This window comes from Burkholderia sp. MSHR3999 (genome assembly GCF_000833595.1).
GTDB classification, from domain to species: domain Bacteria; phylum Pseudomonadota; class Gammaproteobacteria; order Burkholderiales; family Burkholderiaceae; genus Burkholderia; species Burkholderia ubonensis.
Genome location: NZ_JRFO01000005.1, coordinates 1 through 18,845 on the forward strand (window position 1 = coordinate 1; position 18,845 = coordinate 18,845).

Annotated in this window: 7 protein-coding genes, 2 tRNA genes, 2 rRNA genes and 1 pseudogene; 7 read left to right on the forward strand and 5 right to left on the reverse strand. The window is 66.3% G+C overall.

Annotation, left to right across the window (positions count from 1 at the left end):
- From KY49_RS14185 to KY49_RS14200, 4 genes are all read right to left on the reverse strand, one after another.
- Positions 1-1,623: ribosomal RNA gene (locus tag KY49_RS14185) — 23S ribosomal RNA — on the reverse strand; the annotation flags it as partial.
- Positions 1,624-1,901: 278 nt separating this feature from the next.
- Positions 1,902-1,977: transfer RNA gene (locus tag KY49_RS14190), tRNA-Ala, on the reverse strand.
- Between the two features lie 36 nt (positions 1,978-2,013).
- Positions 2,014-2,090, reverse strand: a tRNA-Ile gene (locus KY49_RS14195).
- A 63-nt stretch (positions 2,091-2,153) separates the two neighbouring features.
- Positions 2,154-3,684 (reverse strand): 16S ribosomal RNA (locus tag KY49_RS14200).
- A 696-nt stretch (positions 3,685-4,380) separates the two neighbouring features.
- On the opposite strand from KY49_RS14200, the gene KY49_RS14205 reads away from it, so the two are divergent.
- A complete protein-coding gene (locus tag KY49_RS14205; protein ID WP_042585311.1) occupies positions 4,381-4,818 on the forward strand; it encodes a hypothetical protein in 438 nt (145 codons plus the stop codon).
- Positions 4,819-5,081: 263 nt separating this feature from the next.
- Here the strand turns inward: KY49_RS14205 and KY49_RS37310 are convergent, their stop codons facing one another.
- Positions 5,082-5,231 (reverse strand): hypothetical protein, encoded by a 150-nt coding sequence (locus tag KY49_RS37310; protein WP_156162531.1) that lies wholly within the window; start codon positions 5,229-5,231, stop codon positions 5,082-5,084.
- 693 nt (positions 5,232-5,924) lie between these two features.
- On the opposite strand from KY49_RS37310, the gene KY49_RS14210 reads away from it, so the two are divergent.
- From KY49_RS14210 to KY49_RS39285, 6 genes and pseudogenes are all read left to right on the forward strand, one after another.
- Positions 5,925-13,964, forward strand: a complete 8,040-nt coding sequence (locus KY49_RS14210; RefSeq protein WP_042585312.1) for a type I polyketide synthase — start codon at positions 5,925-5,927, stop codon at positions 13,962-13,964.
- 98 nt (positions 13,965-14,062) lie between these two features.
- A complete protein-coding gene (locus KY49_RS14215) occupies positions 14,063-14,581 on the forward strand; it encodes an SET domain-containing protein-lysine N-methyltransferase (protein ID WP_042585313.1) in 519 nt (172 codons plus the stop codon).
- 50 nt (positions 14,582-14,631) lie between these two features.
- The gene (locus KY49_RS14220; RefSeq protein WP_042585314.1) at positions 14,632-15,657 is read left to right on the forward strand and encodes a TauD/TfdA family dioxygenase; all 1,026 of its coding nucleotides are present in this window, start codon (positions 14,632-14,634) and stop codon (positions 15,655-15,657) included.
- 8 nt (positions 15,658-15,665) lie between these two features.
- A complete protein-coding gene (locus KY49_RS14225) occupies positions 15,666-17,087 on the forward strand; it encodes an aminotransferase (RefSeq protein ID WP_042585315.1) in 1,422 nt (473 codons plus the stop codon).
- Positions 17,081-18,493 carry a gamma-aminobutyraldehyde dehydrogenase gene (locus KY49_RS14230; RefSeq protein WP_042585316.1) on the forward strand — a complete coding sequence of 471 codons (1,413 nt, stop codon included), beginning with the start codon at positions 17,081-17,083 and terminating at the stop codon, positions 18,491-18,493. Before KY49_RS14225 ends, KY49_RS14230 begins: the two co-directional genes overlap by 7 nt.
- Before the next feature lie 56 nt (positions 18,494-18,549).
- Positions 18,550-18,735, forward strand: a pseudogene (locus KY49_RS39285) (acyl carrier protein); the annotation flags it as partial.
- Positions 18,736-18,845: the final 110 nt, after the last annotated feature.

Genomic DNA, 18,845 nt, shown 5'->3' on the forward strand with positions numbered 1-18,845 from the left:
CTCATCTCGCCCACCTGTGTCGGTTTGCGGTACGGTCATCGTTAGACTGAAGCTTAGAGGCTTTTCTTGGAACCACTTCCAATTGCTTCGCTCCCGAGGGAGCTCGCGCCACACCCTTGAATCCTGCGCCCGGATTTGCCTAAGCGCCTTCTCCAATGCAGCGACCGGGACTTCCAACACCCGGACAACCTTCCGCGATCCGTCCCCCCATCGCATCTAACGACGGTGCAGGAATATTGACCTGCTTCCCATCAGCTACGCATTTCTGCCTCGCCTTAGGGGCCGACTCACCCTACGCCGATGAACGTTGCGTAGGAAACCTTGGGCTTACGGCGAGGGGGCCTTTCACCCCCTTTATCGCTACTCATGTCAGCATTCGCACTTCCGATACCTCCCAGCACCCTTTACAAGGCACCTTCGCAGGCTTACGGAACGCTCTCCTACCATGCGAGACTAGCTCGCATCCGCAGCTTCGGTATATGGCTTAGCCCCGTTACATCTTCCGCGCAGGACGACTCGATCAGTGAGCTATTACGCTTTCTTTAAAGGGTGGCTGCTTCTAAGCCAACCTCCTGACTGTTTTAGCCTTCCCACTTCGTTTCCCACTTAGCCATATTTGGGGACCTTAGCTGGCGGTCTGGGTTGTTTCCCTCTTGACACCGGACGTTAGCACCCGATGTCTGTCTCCCGTGATTGCACTCTTCGGTATTCGGAGTTTGCTATGGCGGGGTAATCTGCAATAGACCCCCCAACCATGACAGTGCTCTACCCCCGAAGGTGAGACACGAGGCACTACCTAAATAGTTTTCGGAGAGAACCAGCTATTTCCAGGTTTGTTTAGCCTTTCACCCCTATCCACAGCTCATCCCCTAACTTTTCAACGTTAGTGGGTTCGGACCTCCAGTACGTGTTACCGCACCTTCATCCTGGCCATGGATAGATCACCTGGTTTCGGGTCTACGCCCAGCAACTGAACGCCCTATTCGGACTCGCTTTCGCTACGCCTGCCCTATACGGTTAAGCTTGCTACTGAACGTAAGTCGCTGACCCATTATACAAAAGGTACGCCGTCACCCCTTACGAGGCTCCGACTGTTTGTATGCATGCGGTTTCAGGATCTATTTCACTCCCCTCCCGGGGTTCTTTTCGCCTTTCCCTCACGGTACTGGTTCACTATCGGTCGATCACGAGTATTTAGCCTTGGAGGATGGTCCCCCCATCTTCAGACAGGATTTCACGTGTCCCGCCCTACTTGTCGCACACCTAGTTCTTTCATACTGTTTTCGCCTACAGGGCTATCACCTGCTATGGCCGCACTTTCCAGAGCGTTCGGCTAACAATACAAATAAAGAGTGCAAGGCTCATCCCATTTCGCTCGCCACTACTTTGGGAATCTCGGTTGATTTCTTTTCCTGCGGTTACTTAGATGTTTCAGTTCACCGCGTTCGCTTCACATGGCCTATGTATTCAGCCATGGATACTCCATAAGGAGTGGGTTTCCCCATTCGGACATCTACGGATCAAAGCTCGTTTGCCAGCTCCCCGTAGCTTTTCGCAGGCTACCGCGTCCTTCATCGCCTGTGATCGCCAAGGCATCCACCACATGCACTTGTTCGCTTGACCCTATAACGAGTCTGTCTCGTTACAGGTTGAGTTCTCGCGTTGTGCCGTATTCCAATTGAGCCGAACATGAAGTTCGAATCATCTTGAGATACATCGATACAATCACAACCCGGATAGTTTCCACGTCCATCTCAAAGACGCTTCCGCTATCCAAATTACTTGCTTCTTCCAGATTGTTAAAGAACGACAGCCGATATGGTGTTACTCATATCACTCTGACTGGCTCAATCGCCAATGGCAAAAGTTCGATCAAGTCGAACGCTTGTCATTGAAGATTGTGGTGGAGGCAGACGGGATCGAACCGACGACCCCCTGCTTGCAAAGCAGGTGCTCTCCCAGCTGAGCTATGCCCCCATACAGAGACTTCCCAGGGTACTTCCGCCAGACAATTGGTGGGTCTGGTTGGATTCGAACCAACGACCCCCGCCTTATCAAGACGGTGCTCTAACCGACTGAGCTACAGACCCCTGAGTCTGTCCTGATTTACAGCCGATAAGCGTGAGCGCTCAACTTGTGCGAGATAGCTCTGGAAAGGAGGTGATCCAGCCGCACCTTCCGATACGGCTACCTTGTTACGACTTCACCCCAGTCATGAATCCTACCGTGGTGACCGTCCTCCTTGCGGTTAGACTAGCCACTTCTGGTAAAACCCACTCCCATGGTGTGACGGGCGGTGTGTACAAGACCCGGGAACGTATTCACCGCGGCATGCTGATCCGCGATTACTAGCGATTCCAGCTTCATGCACTCGAGTTGCAGAGTGCAATCCGGACTACGATCGGTTTTCTGGGATTGGCTCCCCCTCGCGGGTTGGCGACCCTCTGTTCCGACCATTGTATGACGTGTGAAGCCCTACCCATAAGGGCCATGAGGACTTGACGTCATCCCCACCTTCCTCCGGTTTGTCACCGGCAGTCTCCTTAGAGTGCTCTTGCGTAGCAACTAAGGACAAGGGTTGCGCTCGTTGCGGGACTTAACCCAACATCTCACGACACGAGCTGACGACAGCCATGCAGCACCTGTGCGCCGGTTCTCTTTCGAGCACTCCCGAATCTCTTCAGGATTCCGACCATGTCAAGGGTAGGTAAGGTTTTTCGCGTTGCATCGAATTAATCCACATCATCCACCGCTTGTGCGGGTCCCCGTCAATTCCTTTGAGTTTTAATCTTGCGACCGTACTCCCCAGGCGGTCAACTTCACGCGTTAGCTACGTTACTAAGGAAATGAATCCCCAACAACTAGTTGACATCGTTTAGGGCGTGGACTACCAGGGTATCTAATCCTGTTTGCTCCCCACGCTTTCGTGCATGAGCGTCAGTATTGGCCCAGGGGGCTGCCTTCGCCATCGGTATTCCTCCACATCTCTACGCATTTCACTGCTACACGTGGAATTCTACCCCCCTCTGCCATACTCTAGCCCGCCAGTCACCAATGCAGTTCCCAGGTTGAGCCCGGGGATTTCACATCGGTCTTAGCGAACCGCCTGCGCACGCTTTACGCCCAGTAATTCCGATTAACGCTCGCACCCTACGTATTACCGCGGCTGCTGGCACGTAGTTAGCCGGTGCTTATTCTTCCGGTACCGTCATCCCCCGATCATATTAGGACCAGGGATTTCTTTCCGGACAAAAGTGCTTTACAACCCGAAGGCCTTCTTCACACACGCGGCATTGCTGGATCAGGCTTGCGCCCATTGTCCAAAATTCCCCACTGCTGCCTCCCGTAGGAGTCTGGGCCGTGTCTCAGTCCCAGTGTGGCTGGTCGTCCTCTCAGACCAGCTACTGATCGTCGCCTTGGTAGGCCTTTACCCCACCAACTAGCTAATCAGCCATCGGCCAACCCTATAGCGCGAGGCCCGAAGGTCCCCCGCTTTCATCCGTGGATCGTATGCGGTATTAATCCGGCTTTCGCCGGGCTATCCCCCACTACAGGACATGTTCCGATGTATTACTCACCCGTTCGCCACTCGCCACCAGGCCGAAGCCCGTGCTGCCGTTCGACTTGCATGTGTAAGGCATGCCGCCAGCGTTCAATCTGAGCCAGGATCAAACTCTTCAGTTCAAACCTGTTACTGTTTTCGGTTCCGTAGAACCGGTCGCTCATTCAAAGCTGACAGGAATATGAATTGCTTCATAAACCTGACTTACTTTAGTGTGAGACTCTTGATACTTTTGCCAATCCGATCTGACGATCGGCTCGCTGTCATCAAGCGCCCACACTTATCGGCTGTTAATTTTTAAAGAACGTTTCTGCGAGAAAACCGTCTTTCCCGGCAGCGCTGCGTTGTCAGCAGCAGAGAAGGGAGATTATGAACACTGTTTCGCAGTTCGTCAACAACTTTTTTTGCTAGCTCGTTGCGACTGCGGGGTTCATCTGCCTTCCCCCTTCCGCGCCGCGTTGCCGGCAGCGCGAAAGAGGCGTGATTCTAGGCACCTCCCGCGTTCCGCGCAAGGGGTTGCGTGAAATAAATGTAAAAGCCCCGGTGCGCTGTCGCGCACCGGGGCTTTTGCGTTGACGAACCATGTATCCCAACGTCCTTGGTCCACCCAAAGCACGGCGCCCAATAACGCACGTCTCTATATATAGATGAAACGTCGAGTGCCTCAACGGGACGCGCACAGCAAACCCGATCGTGCTTGCCCGCCCCTGGCCGACCTCCCCGGCGCCACGCCTCCATAAAGGATCCCGTTTATGGGATGAAGGTCGAATGCGCCGTCGAGTATCATGCCGCGATCGCACCACGCACAATGACCAACGATGGACAGCTCCACTCAATCCGACGAAGCCGATCTCCGCGCCGAATACGCAGCGCTACGCCAACGCGCCGCCGCGCTGGAGGAGCAGGTCCCGCCGCTCCTGCAACGCATTTCAGACGTGTTGCCTCGTATTGGGGGACAATCCGAGCCGGCGGATGATTACCGGGAACTGCTGGTCGGCGCGCGCAACGCCGCACTGGTGGCCATCGAGAACTACCAGCAGGCAATCCCATTCCTGCAGACGGCGGAATCGATCGTCGAACAGCTGGACAAGACACCCGAACGTGACGAGGACGCGGAGTGGCGCGATGCGCTGTTGCAGCGTCTCGATGAACTGATCGACGTCGCGACGGTGATGATCGACGATGCGGACATGCATTACGGTATGGCGCAGGAAACCAATCCCGCCGACGTGCCGCCATCCCTGCTCGACGATTGAACAGCCGGGAATACCGGCAACAAGCAGTGAGCCCATGCAAACCGGCTCACTGCTCCGATCGGTGATGCAGTCCGCACCGCCCTCCATATCGGAAGCAGCAACCGCCCTTGCTCGATCCCTTCCGGATCGACAGCGCGGTTAGCCCGACGCACATCCGCTCGCTCCCCTGCCCACTTCCCGTAAAAGCTCACCTCGCGCGCATCAATCGGGACTGACGCTGTAAGCCGGCGTCCAATCCAAGCGACTCATCAAAAGCGGTGCTATCAGGTAGGCGCACAAACATCTGCACGCGTCAAATTCACCGCAGCCATCTGAGCATTGATTACGGTCGCAATAACAAGTGCAGCAACCGCCAGTGCCACGGAAAAATGGTCAATTTCATACCAGTCAATCGCACTGGCAGCAAAATTCATCCACACATTAACTACTTAGACAAATCATGAGATTGTCAATACGGGGTAACGTGCTGACGCCTGCATCTTAGGGCGCGACGACATAGAGACAAAACAAATTGACTTATATCAATTCGATGTCCCCCTTTACAGGGACACACTTCCAAGAAGTGTTGCCGATTCAATATCTGGGCGAATAGAATCGCGTCCAACATATACAAAATTTCGGCAACCTGGCAAGGACAGCAAGCTCGCCCGATCGCCAACCCGGACCCCGGCACGACCAATGCGCCGGCCATTACGGCCGACACCCGCGCTCGACGCCGGATAGCGATAGCCGCAAGACTGCTCGCCACATCAGGAATTCGTCGTACTCCGAAATACGCAGGACAGCGCCAGCGTATAAAAATACATGTGAATTAAATGCGTGATTTAGCATGACCAGGATCAAATGAGACGACATTCAGCAAAAATCGAGAAAAATCTCAGATTTCAAACACCTTAAATTTGCTATCTTCTTGCAACCATCCTGTCGGGTGGTTCGAATTTCGCACCGCCATTTCCGAGCAATGGCCACCCTGCGCGCATTTCAATCAATGCCGCGAGCTGCATTTCACTATAGCCAGTATTTTCGATTTGCCATTGGTCGAGTTTCGTCGATTGGTGTTGAGGTTAAGGATACAAGGTTGACGGCGCTCATTTGGAGTGGTTCTCATGAAGCAAATAGTTTCAACGAGCAACGGCTCTCTCGATAGCCGGGCCCGGATCGTGGCGTTCCCGTTCGCGGGCGGCAGCGACGCCAGCTACGCCGACATCGCGCGCGAACTGGGCGGCGCATTCGCTTTCACAACGCTCAGCCTGCCCGGTCGCGGCGCGACCCAGCACATCCCGTTCTACGACGACTGGCCGTCTCTCGTCGACGATCTCGCGACCGAGATCGCGCGGCTCGACGACGGGGCGCCGCTGTTCCTGTTCGGCCACAGCCTCGGCGCGCTGCTCGCCTACGAAGTCGCACGCGAGCTCGAGCAACGCGGCGGCGCGCAGCCGGCCGGCGTCTTCCTGTCTGGCCATCCCGCGCCGTCGCGCGAGCGCGCAACCGACGCGTGGCGCCAGCAGACGCACGCGCTGCCCGACGCCGGCTTCGTCGAAGCCGTGCGGCGCTGGGGCTTCTTCCCGGACGCCGTGCTCGACGATCCCGACGTCGCCCGCTATGTTCTCCCGCCGCTGCGGGCCGACCTGCACCTCGCGGAAACCTATCGGCACGCGCACGGCAGCGAGCTGCGCGCGCCCTGCGCGATCTACGGCGGCGCGGCCGATCCGAGCACGACCGTCGACGACCTGCGCGCATGGCGCGCGCACGTTTCGCCGCACCATGCCTGCCCGGTCGAATCATTCGACGGCAATCACTTCTATTTTCTGGATCCGTCATCCCGTGCGGCGCTGTGCGCGAGCGTCGCCGGCCACATCGAGCAGTGGCTCGCCGCGCGCCCCACGTCGATCGTCGCGGCAGCGCCCGACGCGAACACGCGCGTCGCCGCGTGCCTGGGCGCGGTCGACGATTGGGGCGATGCGCATTCGGTGCTCGCCGCGATTCGCGAGCACGTCGTGCGCACGCCCGATGCGCTCGCGCTGAAGGACGGCGAGCGCACGTGGACCTACCGGCAACTCGCGTCGCACACGGTCGAGCTCGCCGACGCGTTTCGCGCGGCGGGCGTCGGCCGGCAGGACGTCGTCGGCGTCTTGCTGCCGCACGGCGCCGAGTACGTGCTGACGATCGTCGCCGCGTGGTCGATCGGCGCGTCGGTGTGCCTGCTCGAGAAGAGCTGGCCGGATTCGCTCGTCGGCGAATTCGTCGCGAGCTGCCGCGTCGCGCAAATCGCGACGATCCCCGCGCTGCTCGCGCGCGCAACCCGGCATCTGCCCGATGCGCGCTGCACGCTCGTCAGCGCCCGCCCGCCGCACGCGGATCGCGCATGGACGCCCGTCGCGCCGCGCCGCGACGACATCGCGTTCGTGTCGTTGACCAGCGGCTCGACCGGCAAGCCGAAGGCCGTCCTCACGACGCACATCGGCACGAGCTACTGCTTCCACGCGCGCGACGCACTGTACCCCTACGCCGACGGCGAACGCGAAGGCCTCAACGTGTTTCTCGCGTGGGAATGCCTGCGTCCGCTGATGTTCGGCCGCCCGGCCATCGTCATCGGCGACGACGTGATCTTCGATCCGCCCAGGCTCGTCGCGCTGCTGCGCGAGGAACGCATCACGCGACTCGTCGTCACGCCGTCGCTGCTCGAAAGCGTGCTCGATTTCCCCGGCATCGCCGCGCAACTGCGCGACGCACTCGCGCACATGTCCGCGTGGTTCCTGATGGGCGAGGTCGTGCCGCAGCGCGTCGTCGACAAGGCGCGCGCGGCGTTTCCGCCGTCGGTGCGGCTCGTCAACGCGTACAGCACGTGGGAAAGCCTCGACGTCTGCTACGCCGATCTGCTGCCGTCGCGCGCCGACGCCGGCAGCCAGCGCGTGCCGATCGGCCGGCCGCTGCCCGGCTGTGCGCTCGCGGTGCTCGACGAAGCGGGACGCGCGGTGCCGGCGGGCGAGACGGGCGAGCTTTACATCGCATCGCCCGGCCTCGGCCCCGGCTATCTCGACGATGCGGCCCGCACCGCAGAGAAATTCCTGCCGTCCGTGCGCGCGCTCGCCGAGCGCGGCCACGACGCACCCGTCTACCGGACGGGCGACCGCGCGCGGCTGCTGCCGGACGGCCAGATCGCGATCCTCGGCCGCATCGACAACACGGTGAAGATCCGCGGCTTCAAGGTGCTGCTGCACGCGATCGAAAACGTGCTCGACGCGGTCGACGGCGTCAGCAAGTCGCTCGTCGTGCCGATCGACGATCCGCACACGCGGCAACCGGCGACGCTTGCCGCCTATGTCGTCGGCGTCGACGGCGCGCCGTCCGACACGACGCTCGCACGGCTGCGCCAGCAAGCGCGCGCGAAGCTGCCCGAATACGCGGTGCCCGCGCATTTCATCGGCCTCGACGCGTTTCCGCTGCGCGCGGGCACGTCGCGCAAGCTCGACAAGCACGCGCTGCCTGCGCCGACCGCCGCGACAACCGCCTCCTCGCACGACGCCGCGGCCCCCGTCGCGGGCGACGGGCTCGAGGCGCGGCTCGCGGACATCTGGCGCGACGTGCTCGGCGTCGCGTCGGTCGCGCGCGACGATCACTTCTTCGAGCTCGGCGGCAATTCGCTGAGCGCCGCGAAGGCAATCGGCCTGCTCGGCGAGCGGCTCGGGCTGACGCTCGCCGTCGTCGACCTGTATCAGCACAGCCGGCTGCGGGATCTCGCCGACTACTGCCGCCGCTCGCGAGACGCCGCCGCCCGCCCGCGTGCGGACGACGCCCGCAAGCCGCACGCCGCGCACGCGAAATCGGCCGCCGATTCACCGAAAGTCGCGATCGTCGGCATGGCCGGACGCTTCCCCGGCGCGGACTCGATCGACGCGTTCTGGCGCAACCTGACGGAAGGCGTCGACAGCCTGTCGCGCTTCACACGCGAACAACTGCTCGCGAAGGGCGTCGACGCCGCGCAGCTCGATCATCCGGACTGGGTGTCGGCCGCGCAGGTAGTCGGCGACGCGGACAAGTTCGACGCGCTGTTCTTCGGCATCGGCCCGCGCGAAGCGGTGCTGATGGACCCGCAGCACCGGCTCTTCATGGAAGTCGCGTGGACCGCGCTCGAACAGGCGGGCTACGCGCGCAGCGACAACCGCTATCGCACGCGCACCGGCGTGTTCGCGAGCTGCGGGATCGACGGCTATCTCGTCCATCACCTGCAAGGCGGCGGGCTGCTCACGCCGCTCGATCCGGGCCGCCTGATGCTCACCGAGATCGGCAACGAGAAGGACTACATCGCGACGCGCGTCGCGTACCAGCTCGATCTCGGCGGGCCCGCGGTGTCGGTCGGCGCCGCCTGCAGCAGCGCGCTCGTCGCGGTCGCGCAGGCGGTGCAGGCGATCCGCGCCGGCCAATGCGAGATGGCGATCGCGGGCGCGTCCGCGCTGTCGTTCCCGAACTTCGGCTTCTGCCACGAGGACGGCCTCGTCGGCAGCGCCGACGGCCACGTGCGGCCGTTCGACACGCACGCGAGCGGCACGCTGTTCGGCGACGCCATCGGCGCGGTCGTGCTGAAGCGCCTCGATCTCGCCGAAGCGGACGGCGATCCGATCCTCGCGGTGATCTCGGGCATCGGCCTGTCGAACGACGGCCGGATGAAGGCGGGCTACACCGCGCCGAATGCGGACGCGCAGCGGCGCTGCATCGTCGACGCGCTCGACATGGCGGGCGTGCGCTCCGAGCAGATCTCCTACGTCGAATGCCATGCGACCGCCACGCTGATCGGCGACGCGATCGAGCTGAAGGGACTGTCCGACGCGTTCGCGCAGACGCGCGGCGACGACGCGCCCGTGGCGGGCAGCTGCGCGATCGGCTGCGTGAAAGGCAACATCGGCCATGCAAACTGCGCGGCCGGCATCACCGGGCTCATCAAGACCGTGCTGCAGCTTCAGCACCGGCAGCGCGTGCCGACCGTGCATTTCGACACGCTCAATCCGAAGCTCGTGCCGTTCGTCGGGCACGATGCGTCGCCGTTCGTCGTGCAGCGGGACGTCGACGACTGGGCGGTCGCCGATCCGTCGACGCAATTGCCGCGGCGCGCCGGCGTGTCGAGCTTCGGAATCGGCGGCACGAACGCGCACGTGATCGTCGAGGAGGCGCCCGCGCGCGCCGCCGCGCCTGCCGACGGCGTGCCGCGTGCGCGCCACCTGATGACCGTGTCCGCGCGCACGCCGGGCGCGCTCGCGCGTAACCTGCGCGCGCTCGCCGAGCGCGTCGCGACGACTGACGCACCCGAGCTCGGATGCGTGGCGTATACGCTGCACGTCGCGCGCGAAGCGCATCCGCTGCGGGTCGCGCTCGCCGTGCCCGCGCAGCCGGCCGAAGCGGCCGCCGCGCTCCGGGAACGCGCCAGCATGCTCGACGAAGCGCTTGCCGACGCGCCCGATGCACCCGGCGCTGCCGTTCGCGCGAAGCCCGCCGCGACCGTCGCGTTCTGCTTCTCCGGCCAGGGCTCGCAGCATCCGGGCATGGCGCGCGAGCTGTATCGATCGAATGCGGAAGCCGGGCGCTTTCGCCACCACTTCGACGCCGCGTGCGCGGCGCTCGAACGCGCGCTCGGCGCGCCGATCGCGGACGCGATCCTGAACGCCGACGACGACGCGATGCGCCGCCCGCTCGTCACGCAATGCGGGCTGTTCGCGGTCGAGCACGCGCTCGCGGCGGTGCTCGGCGAGTACGGCGTGCGGCCCGTCGCGGTCGCGGGGCACAGCATCGGCCAATACGCGGCCGCCGTCGCCGCCGAGGCGCTCACGCTCGATCAGGCGGCCGCGCTCGTCGCGGCGCGCGCGAGCGCGACCGACGCATTGACGACGTTCGCCGCCGCCGACGGCACACACACGCGCGGCGGCATGCTCGCCGTGACGGGCGACGAGGCGCGCATCGAGCAGTGGGCCGCGCAGCGCACCGATCTCTGGATCGCGGTGCGCAACGCGCCAGGCACGCTCGTGCTCGCGGGCGCCGAACCGGCGCTGGCCGACGCCGCACGCGCGCTCGCCGCGCTCGATTGCCGATGCCGGCCGGTGCCGGTGTCGCACCCGTTCCATACACCGCTGATGCAACCCGTCGCCGATGCGCTCGCCGCGCAGCGCATCGACGGCGCGACGCCGCGGATACCGATGACGTGCAACGTGTCGGGCGGCTGGCTCGGCGCCGACGCCGCATCGGCCGACTACTGGGCGCGCCATCTGCTCGAGCCGGTGCGCTGGTCGGACAACGTCGCGGCCCTGCTGCGCTGGCAGCCCGACGTCGTGCTCGAAATCGGCCCCGGCACCGTGCTGTGCAGCCTGATCGGCAAGCATCTCGCGGCGGGCGCGGACGCGGATGCCGGCGCGCCGGCGATGCACGCGCCGCGCGTGCTGCCGTCGCTGCCCGCCGCGCGCAGCGAAGCGAACGATGCCGAGCACTTCTGCAACGTGATCGGCGAGTTGTGGAGCGCGGGCGTGCCGATCGACTGGCGTGCGTATCACGCGCACGAGGCCGCGTCGCCCGGCCGCGCACTCGCGCGCGCGCCGCTGCCCGCGTATTCGTTCGAACGGGACAGCTACTGGATCAGGCCGGAGGCGTCGATCTACGTCGATGCGGCGCCTGCTTCGGTCGAAGCCGAAGCGTCGACGGGGACATGCTCCGGTGAATGCGCGTGCGACGCCGCGTCCGCTTCCCTCATCGCCCCGCCGCACGCCCGCGCATCGCGCTGGCTCGCGCGACCCAGGCCGCGCCGCCGGCCGCGCATGAGGCTGTACTGCTTCCCGTACGCGGGCGGCAGCAGCCGCAGCTTCGACGGCTGGGCGCGCACCGCGCCCGATTGGCTCGACATCGTCGCAGTCGAATGGCCCGGCCGCAACGCGCGCGCCGACGAATCGCCCGCGCACGACGACGCCGCTGACCTCGCCGCGCGCGACGCGATCGCCGCCGCGATCGTCGCGGATGCGGGCGACCTGCCCGTCGCGTTCTGCGGCCTGAGCTACGGCGGCGCGGCCGCAACCGAGCTGCTGGCCGGGCCGCTGCGCGCATGGGCGGCGAGCGGCCGGGTGAAGGGGCTCGTCGTCGTCGGCCGTGCACCGCTCCTCGAGCAGCCCGCGATCGACGCGCCCGCGGACAGCTTCCTGCTCGTCCCCGATGCGCTGCGCGACGATCCGCTGTGGCAGGAAATCTTCCGGCCGGTGCTCGAAGCCGACCTCGACGCCGATACGCGCACCGCGCACCGGATCGCGCAACGCTGGCGCGACGGCGGCCGGCAACCGCTGCTGACGATCCCGTTGCAGATTCACGGCGGCGAAAGCGATCCGGCGTTCGACTGGCGGCTCGCCGGCGACTGGGCGCGGATCTCGTCCGCGCCGCTCGCGGGCCGCCACGCGTATCCGGGCGGCCACGACTTCATGATGCGATGCGAAGCCGAGATCGTCGCACGCGTGGCCGCGTGGCTGCGGCCGCAGCGCGATGCGCGCACGACACCGCCCGCACCGACGTTCGCGCTGCATTGGCAGCCGAGCGCGCCGATCGCCGTGGATGCGACGAACACTGCGCCGGTGCCCGAGTGCGCGGTCTGCACGACGGGCCGCGAAGCCGACGCGTTCGAATGGCTCGCGCCGCGCCTGCGCGCGAGCGACGGCCACGCGGCGCTGCTGTGCATCGGCGCGGCCGACGATCCGCTCGGCGTCGCGCAATGCGCGGGCTTCGTCAGGCTGTGGCAGGCGCTCGCCGCGCGCGCATGCGCGGGCACGCTGACGCTCGTGCTGCCGGCCTGCGCGGGAAGCGGCCCGCTCGTCGGCGCGGCGCGCGTCGCGAGCGCCGAGCATGCGGCACTGCGCGTGCGGCTCGTGCTCGCCGACGATCATCCGGATCTCGCGCCGCGCGCCGCCGATGCGCGCTGGGCCGCCGAACTCGCGCGCGACGCCGCGCGCGTCGCGAACGAACCGTGGCTGCTGCGCCGCGCCGGCCGGATCTGCGTGCCGCGCCTGCTGCCGCACGCGGCGCCGGCGTTGCCCGATGGCGCGCTCGGCGCGGCGGGCGGCCCGTATCTGGTCACCGGCGCGACCGGTGGCGTCGGCCGCGCGCTCGTCGACTGGCTGATCGACGAGCAGCAGGTGCCGCCGGACCGGATCGTCGCGCTGTGCCGCAGCGGCGCGTGCGCGCCGCGTGGCGTGCGCGCCGTATCGGTCGATCTCGACGACGCGCGCGCACTCGACGCCGCGCTCGAATCGATCGACGCAGTCGAAGGCATCTTCCATCTCGCCGGCGTGCTCGACGACGGCCTCATCGCGAATCTCGACGACGCGCGGCTGCGCCGCGTGCTCGCGCCGAAGCAGAGCCTCGCCGCACTGCTCGCGCACGCGCCGCGCTGGCGCACGCGCTGGACGGTCGCATTCTCGTCGACGAGCGCGCTGCTCGGCGTGCCGGGCCAGGCCAATTACGCGGCCGCGAACGCGTGGCTCGATCAGCTCGCCTGCTGGCCCGCGCAGGCCGGCCAGCCGCCCGTGCTGAGCATCCAGTGGGGGAGTTGGGCCGAAGTCGGGATGAGCGCACGCAACGACCGGGCGCTGCGTCGCGCGATTCAGGACGGCGAGCGCCCGCTCGCGCCAGATGCCGCTTTCGCCGCGCTCGGCGCGCTGCTCGCCGACGCGCTGGGCGGCGCGACGGCCGGACGCCAGTTTGCGGTGTGCGACGTCGACTGGCCGCGCTCGCCGTGGCGCGACGCGCCGATCGTCGCCGAAATCGCGCGCGGCGACGCGTCCGTCCTCGCGACGGCGAGCGCGAGCGCGCCGCGCACAGCGGCCGCCGTTCGCATCGACGACGGACCGGACCCGGCACGCTCGATACGGCCGGCGAGCGAACCCGCGCGGCCGCCAAGCAAACGCGACCCCGTTCGAACGTTCCTCGAAGACTACGTGAGCCGCTGGGACGAGCGGCTCGATCTCGCGACGCTCGGGCTCGATTCGCTCGATCTCGCGCAGATGCGCAACGGTTTTTTCAAGAAATTCGGTGTGCAAATACCGCTTTCGACGCTCGCATCGCCGACGCTGAAGATCGGCGAGCTGGCCCGCCGGATGCGGAACGTCGCCGGCATCGCGGACGAATAGATCCGCCCTTCCCGTGAGCCGCGCATTCAGACGCGGCCGCAAAGAAGAGGTCGCCGGGCGCTCCCGCCCGGCGCACCCATCCAGTCAAGGAGAGCAGCATGACGATCACCCTCATCGAACCCGTCCAGCAATGCACGGGGATCTACCCGTCGACCGACCTGATGGTCGAAGACGGCTATCCGTCGACCGACGCGTTCCAGATCATCCAGACGCAGGACGGCCGCGGCGCGGGCGTCCGCGCGCAGAAGGCGTTCGCGCGCGGAAGACGGATGGCGCGCGTGTCCGGGCAAATCACCGCGTTCTGCCGGCTGCACACGCTGCAGATCAACGCCCACACGCACCTGTACGACCCGCATTTCAGCGGGCTGCTGCTGCATTCGTGCGATCCGAACGTGCGCCTCGACATGGCGGGCTTCGAGCTCTGGTCGCTGCGCGACATTGCGGCGGGCGAGATGCTGACGATGGACTACGCATCGACCGAGGACATGCTGATGCGCCAGTTCGAATGCCACTGCGGCGCGCCGAACTGCCGGCGCTGGATCACGGGCGCGAAGGAACTGCCGAATGAAACCGGGCAGGCGTTCCTGGCCGGATTGCAGACGCACACGCTCGCGTGAGCGACGCGCGCCACCGCGCCCGCTTCGTCAACAGAATGAGGAAACGCGTTATGGATGGCTTCATCGAATTGCGGGAAAACGACCCGCGCCAGGTGCCGGTCCGCGGCCGCGCCTACCTCGCCGGCGCCGACAGCCCGCGCGTGCCGGTAACGATTCCGATCGCGAACGATCTGGCGCTCGGGCTCACGCATGCCGCCGAAACGCCGGCCGAGGCGGCCGCGCTCTGCCGCGACGCGATCGACGCACGCCTGCCCGACACGGGCGCGCTGCTGTTCCGCGGGCTGCCGATCGCGGACCGCGCCGGCTTCGACGCGTTCATGCAGGCGCTCGGCTACGTGCCGCACGGCTACGACGGCGGCATCGCGGTGCGCGCGCGCGACGCGGGCTACGCACTCGTCGCGAGCCAGGAAGATCCGCGCATCACGATGGCGCCGCACAACGAGATGGCCTATCTGCCGAATCCGCCGCGCAAGGTGTTCTTCTTCTGCGCGGCCGCCGCGGACGCGGGCGGCGAAGTGCCGATCAACGACATCCGGCTCGCCGCCGGGCAGATCCCCGACGAGATTCTCGCGAGGTTCGAGCGCAGGCGGATCGGCTATCACCGCTATCTGCCGCGCGAATCGACGCCGACGCAAATCGGCTGGATGGACACGTTCGGCGTGCGCGACCGTGACGCGGTCGACGCGCTGATGCGCGACAAGGGCTACGACCACCGTTGGCTCGACGACGCCGGCCTCGGCTACGGCTACGTGCACGACGCGTTCCTCGACGACCCCGCGGGTGGCGCGCCGCTGTGGTTCAACCAGGTGACGGAGCTGAACGCGTCGTACTGGCGCAGCCATCCGCTCTTCCCGTCCGACTGGGACGAGGCGCGCTATCCGGCGACGACGACGTACGGCGACGGCGAGCCGATCGATCCCGAGCTCGTCACCGAACTGCGCGCGGCACTGTGGCGCACGTCGCGCGCGGTCGCGATGCGCCCGGGCGACGTGCTGGTGCTCGACAACATCTACGTGCAGCACGGCCGCTTCGCGTTCTCCGGGCCGCGGCTGCATCTCGTCAGCCTGACCGACTGAGGTTTCAGATGGCATACCGAAACGATTCCCCCGTCACGAGCGCGCAGCAGGATACGCGCCATCTGCTGCACCCGTGGGCCGACCTGTCCGCGCTCGGCCGCGAGACGCCGACCGTCATCGTCGAAGCGCAGGGCACGCGCGTGACCGACGCCGAAGGCCGCACCTATCTCGACGCGATCGGCGGCATGTGGTGCGTGACGGTCGGCTACGGCCGGCGCGAGATCGCGGACGCGATCCGCGACCAGGCGCTGCGCATGCCGTTCTACACGCCGTTCGGCGCGATGACGAACGAACCGGCCGCCGCGCTCGGCGCGCGGCTCGCCGAACTCGCGCCCGGCGACCTGAAGCGCGTGCACCTGACCACCTGCGGCTCGACCGCAGTCGAATCGGCGCTGCGCTTCGCGCACTATTACTTCGGCGCGACCGGCCGCCCGCAGAAGCGCCACATCGTCACGCGCGGCGACGCGTACCACGGCAGCACGTATCTCGCCGCGTCGGTGTCCGGCAAGGCGTGGGACCGCACGTGCTTCCATTACGACGACACGATCGTCCATCACCTGTCGTCGCCGAACCCGTACCGGCGGCCGGCCGGCATGAGCGTCGACGCGTTCTGCGCGAAGCTCGTCGACGAGTTCGACACGCTGGTCGCGACGCTCGGCGCCGATCGCATCGCCTGCTTCATCGCCGAGCCGATCCTCGCGTCGGGCGGCGTGATCGTGCCGCCGCCCGGCTACCTCGCGGCGATGCGCGAGCGCTGCCGGCGGCACGACATCCTGTACATCTCCGACGAAGTCGTCACGGGCTTCGGCCGCGTCGGCCACTTCTTCGCGTCGCACGCGCATTTCGGCATCGAGCCCGACATGATCGTCGTCGCGAAGGGGCTCACGTCCGGCTATCAGCCGCTCGGCGCGGTGCTGATCTCGGAGCGGCTCGTCGCCGCGGTGTCCGGCGAGCACGCATACGGCAACGGCGTGTTCACGAACGGCTTCACCTATTCGGGCCATCCGGTCGCCTGCGCGGCCGCGCTCGCGAACATCGAGCTGATGGAGCGCGAGCGGATCTGCGAGCACGTGCGCGACGTCGGCCCGTACTTCATTCGCCAGCTCGAAACGCTGCGGCGCTTCCCCGTCGTCGGCGACGTGCGCGGCGACCACCTGATGGCATGCATCGAATGCACGAGCAGCGCAGGCGCGACGGGCGCGCTGCCGACGCCGGCGGACATCGCGATCGCCCAGCGCGTCGATCGCCATTGCGAGGAGATGGGCCTTCTCGTACGGCCGTACGAGAGCATGTGCATCCTGTCGCCGCCCCTCACCGCGACCCGTGCCGACATCGACGAAATCTGCGCGATTCTCGCGACCGCGCTCGAGCGCACGCAGCGCGAGCTCGCTGAACATGCACCCGTTCGCGAGGAAAGCGAGACATGCTGATCAACGGCATCTGCATCGAGGGAAGCGGCGCGCCCCTCTCGCTCGTCGATCCGGCGACGGGCGAGCCGCTCGCGTCGCCCGCCGCCGCGAGCGTCGCCGACGTCGAGCGCGCCGTCGCGGCAGCCGAAGCGGCGTTCCCCGCCTGGCGAGCGACGACGCCGCAGACGCGCGCGAGCCTGCTGCTCGCGCTCGCCGACGAGATCGAGCGGCAGGCGGACACGCTCGCGCGCATCGAAAGCCGCAATACCGGCAAGCCGCTCCATCTCGTCGTGCAGGACGAGCTGCCCGCCGTCGCCGACTGCTTCCGCTTCTATGCGGGTGCGGCACGCACCGCGAGCGGGCCGTCCGCGGGCGAGTATGTCCAGGGCCACACGAGCATGGTGCGGCGCGATCCCGTCGGGGTCGTCGCACAGATCGCGCCGTGGAACTACCCGCTGATGATGGCTGCGTGGAAGCTCGCGCCGGCGCTCGCGGCCGGCAACACGGTCGTGTTCAAGCCGTCGGAGTGGACGCCGCTGTCGATCGTCGCACTCGAAGCGACGCTCGCGCGTCTCTTTCCCGCGGGCGTCGTCAATGTCGTGCCCGGTGACGGCGCGACGGTCGGCCGCGCGCTTGCCGCGCATCCGCGCGTGCGGATGATCTCGCTGACGGGCTCGGTCGAAGCCGGCAAGTCCGTGCTCGCCGCGGCGGCCGGCAACCTGAAGCGCACGCATCTCGAACTCGGCGGCAAGGCGCCCGTCCTCGTGTTCGACGACGCCGATCTCGACGCGGTCGTCGCCGGCATCCGCTACGCGGGCTTCTACAACGCCGGGCAGGACTGCACCGCCGCGACGCGGATCTATGCGCAGCGCGGCATCTACGACGCGCTCGCGCGGCGGCTCGCCGACGCGGCGCTCACGCTGCGCGTCGGCGCACCCGACCGCGCCGACGTCGAGATGGGTCCGCTCGTCAGCACCGCGCATCGCGCGCGCGTCGATCGTTTCGTGCAGGAGGCGGCCGCGCTGCCGCACGCGACCGTGCTCTGCGGCGGCGCGCCGCTCGACGGCCCCGGCTGCTACTACGCGCCGACGGTGATCGCCGGCGTGCGGCACGAAGACGCGCCGATGCGCCGCGAAGCGTTCGGCCCGGTCGTCACGCTGACCCCGTTCGACACCGAATCGCAGGCGCTCCGGTGGGCGAACGACTCCGAATACGGACTGGCGTCGTCGGTGTGGACGCGCGACGCGGCGCGCGGCATGCGGCTCGCCGCATGCATCGAGGCGGGCGTCACGTGGGTGAACGCGCATTTCACCTACACGTCCGACATGCCGCACGGCGGGACCAAGCAGTCCGGCTACGGCTCCGATCTGTCGATGCTCGGCCTCGCCGACTACACGCAGCCGCGCCATGTGATGTGGCGGCATTGACGCGCATGGCGCATCGCGCGACGCGTGACTCCCAGAACCCGACCCAGACGATTCCCATGACCCCATCCCTTCCTTCCCGCGAGCTCGCCGCGGCCGTCGAAGCGGTAGTCCTGTCGCTCGCCGGCGACGTCGCCGGCCGCACGCTCGACGCGTCGGCCTCGGAGCGTGCGCTGCACACGCTGGGCCTAGACTCGGTGCAGCTCGTCGAACTGTCCGGATGCCTGAACGATTACTACGGCCTCGATGTCGATCCGACGCTGTTCTTCAAGGTGCACGCACCCCGCGCGATCGCCGCGCATCTGATCGCGCAGCACACGGCCGAGGTTGCGGGCAAGCACGGCTTCGAGATCGA

Bases quoted from the DNA above. Each gene is read 5' to 3' on its own strand.
- KY49_RS14205 (WP_042585311.1), top strand. From the start codon at position 4,381: ATGGACAGCTCCACTCAATCCGACGAAGCCGATCTCCGCGCCGAATAC.
- KY49_RS37310 (WP_156162531.1), bottom strand. From the start codon at position 5,231: ATGAATTTTGCTGCCAGTGCGATTGACTGGTATGAAATTGACCATTTT.
- KY49_RS14210 (WP_042585312.1), top strand. From the start codon at position 5,925: ATGAAGCAAATAGTTTCAACGAGCAACGGCTCTCTCGATAGCCGGGCC.
- KY49_RS14215 (WP_042585313.1), top strand. From the start codon at position 14,063: ATGACGATCACCCTCATCGAACCCGTCCAGCAATGCACGGGGATCTAC.
- KY49_RS14220 (WP_042585314.1), top strand. From the start codon at position 14,632: ATGGATGGCTTCATCGAATTGCGGGAAAACGACCCGCGCCAGGTGCCG.
- KY49_RS14225 (WP_042585315.1), top strand. From the start codon at position 15,666: ATGGCATACCGAAACGATTCCCCCGTCACGAGCGCGCAGCAGGATACG.
- KY49_RS14230 (WP_042585316.1), top strand. From the start codon at position 17,081: ATGCTGATCAACGGCATCTGCATCGAGGGAAGCGGCGCGCCCCTCTCG.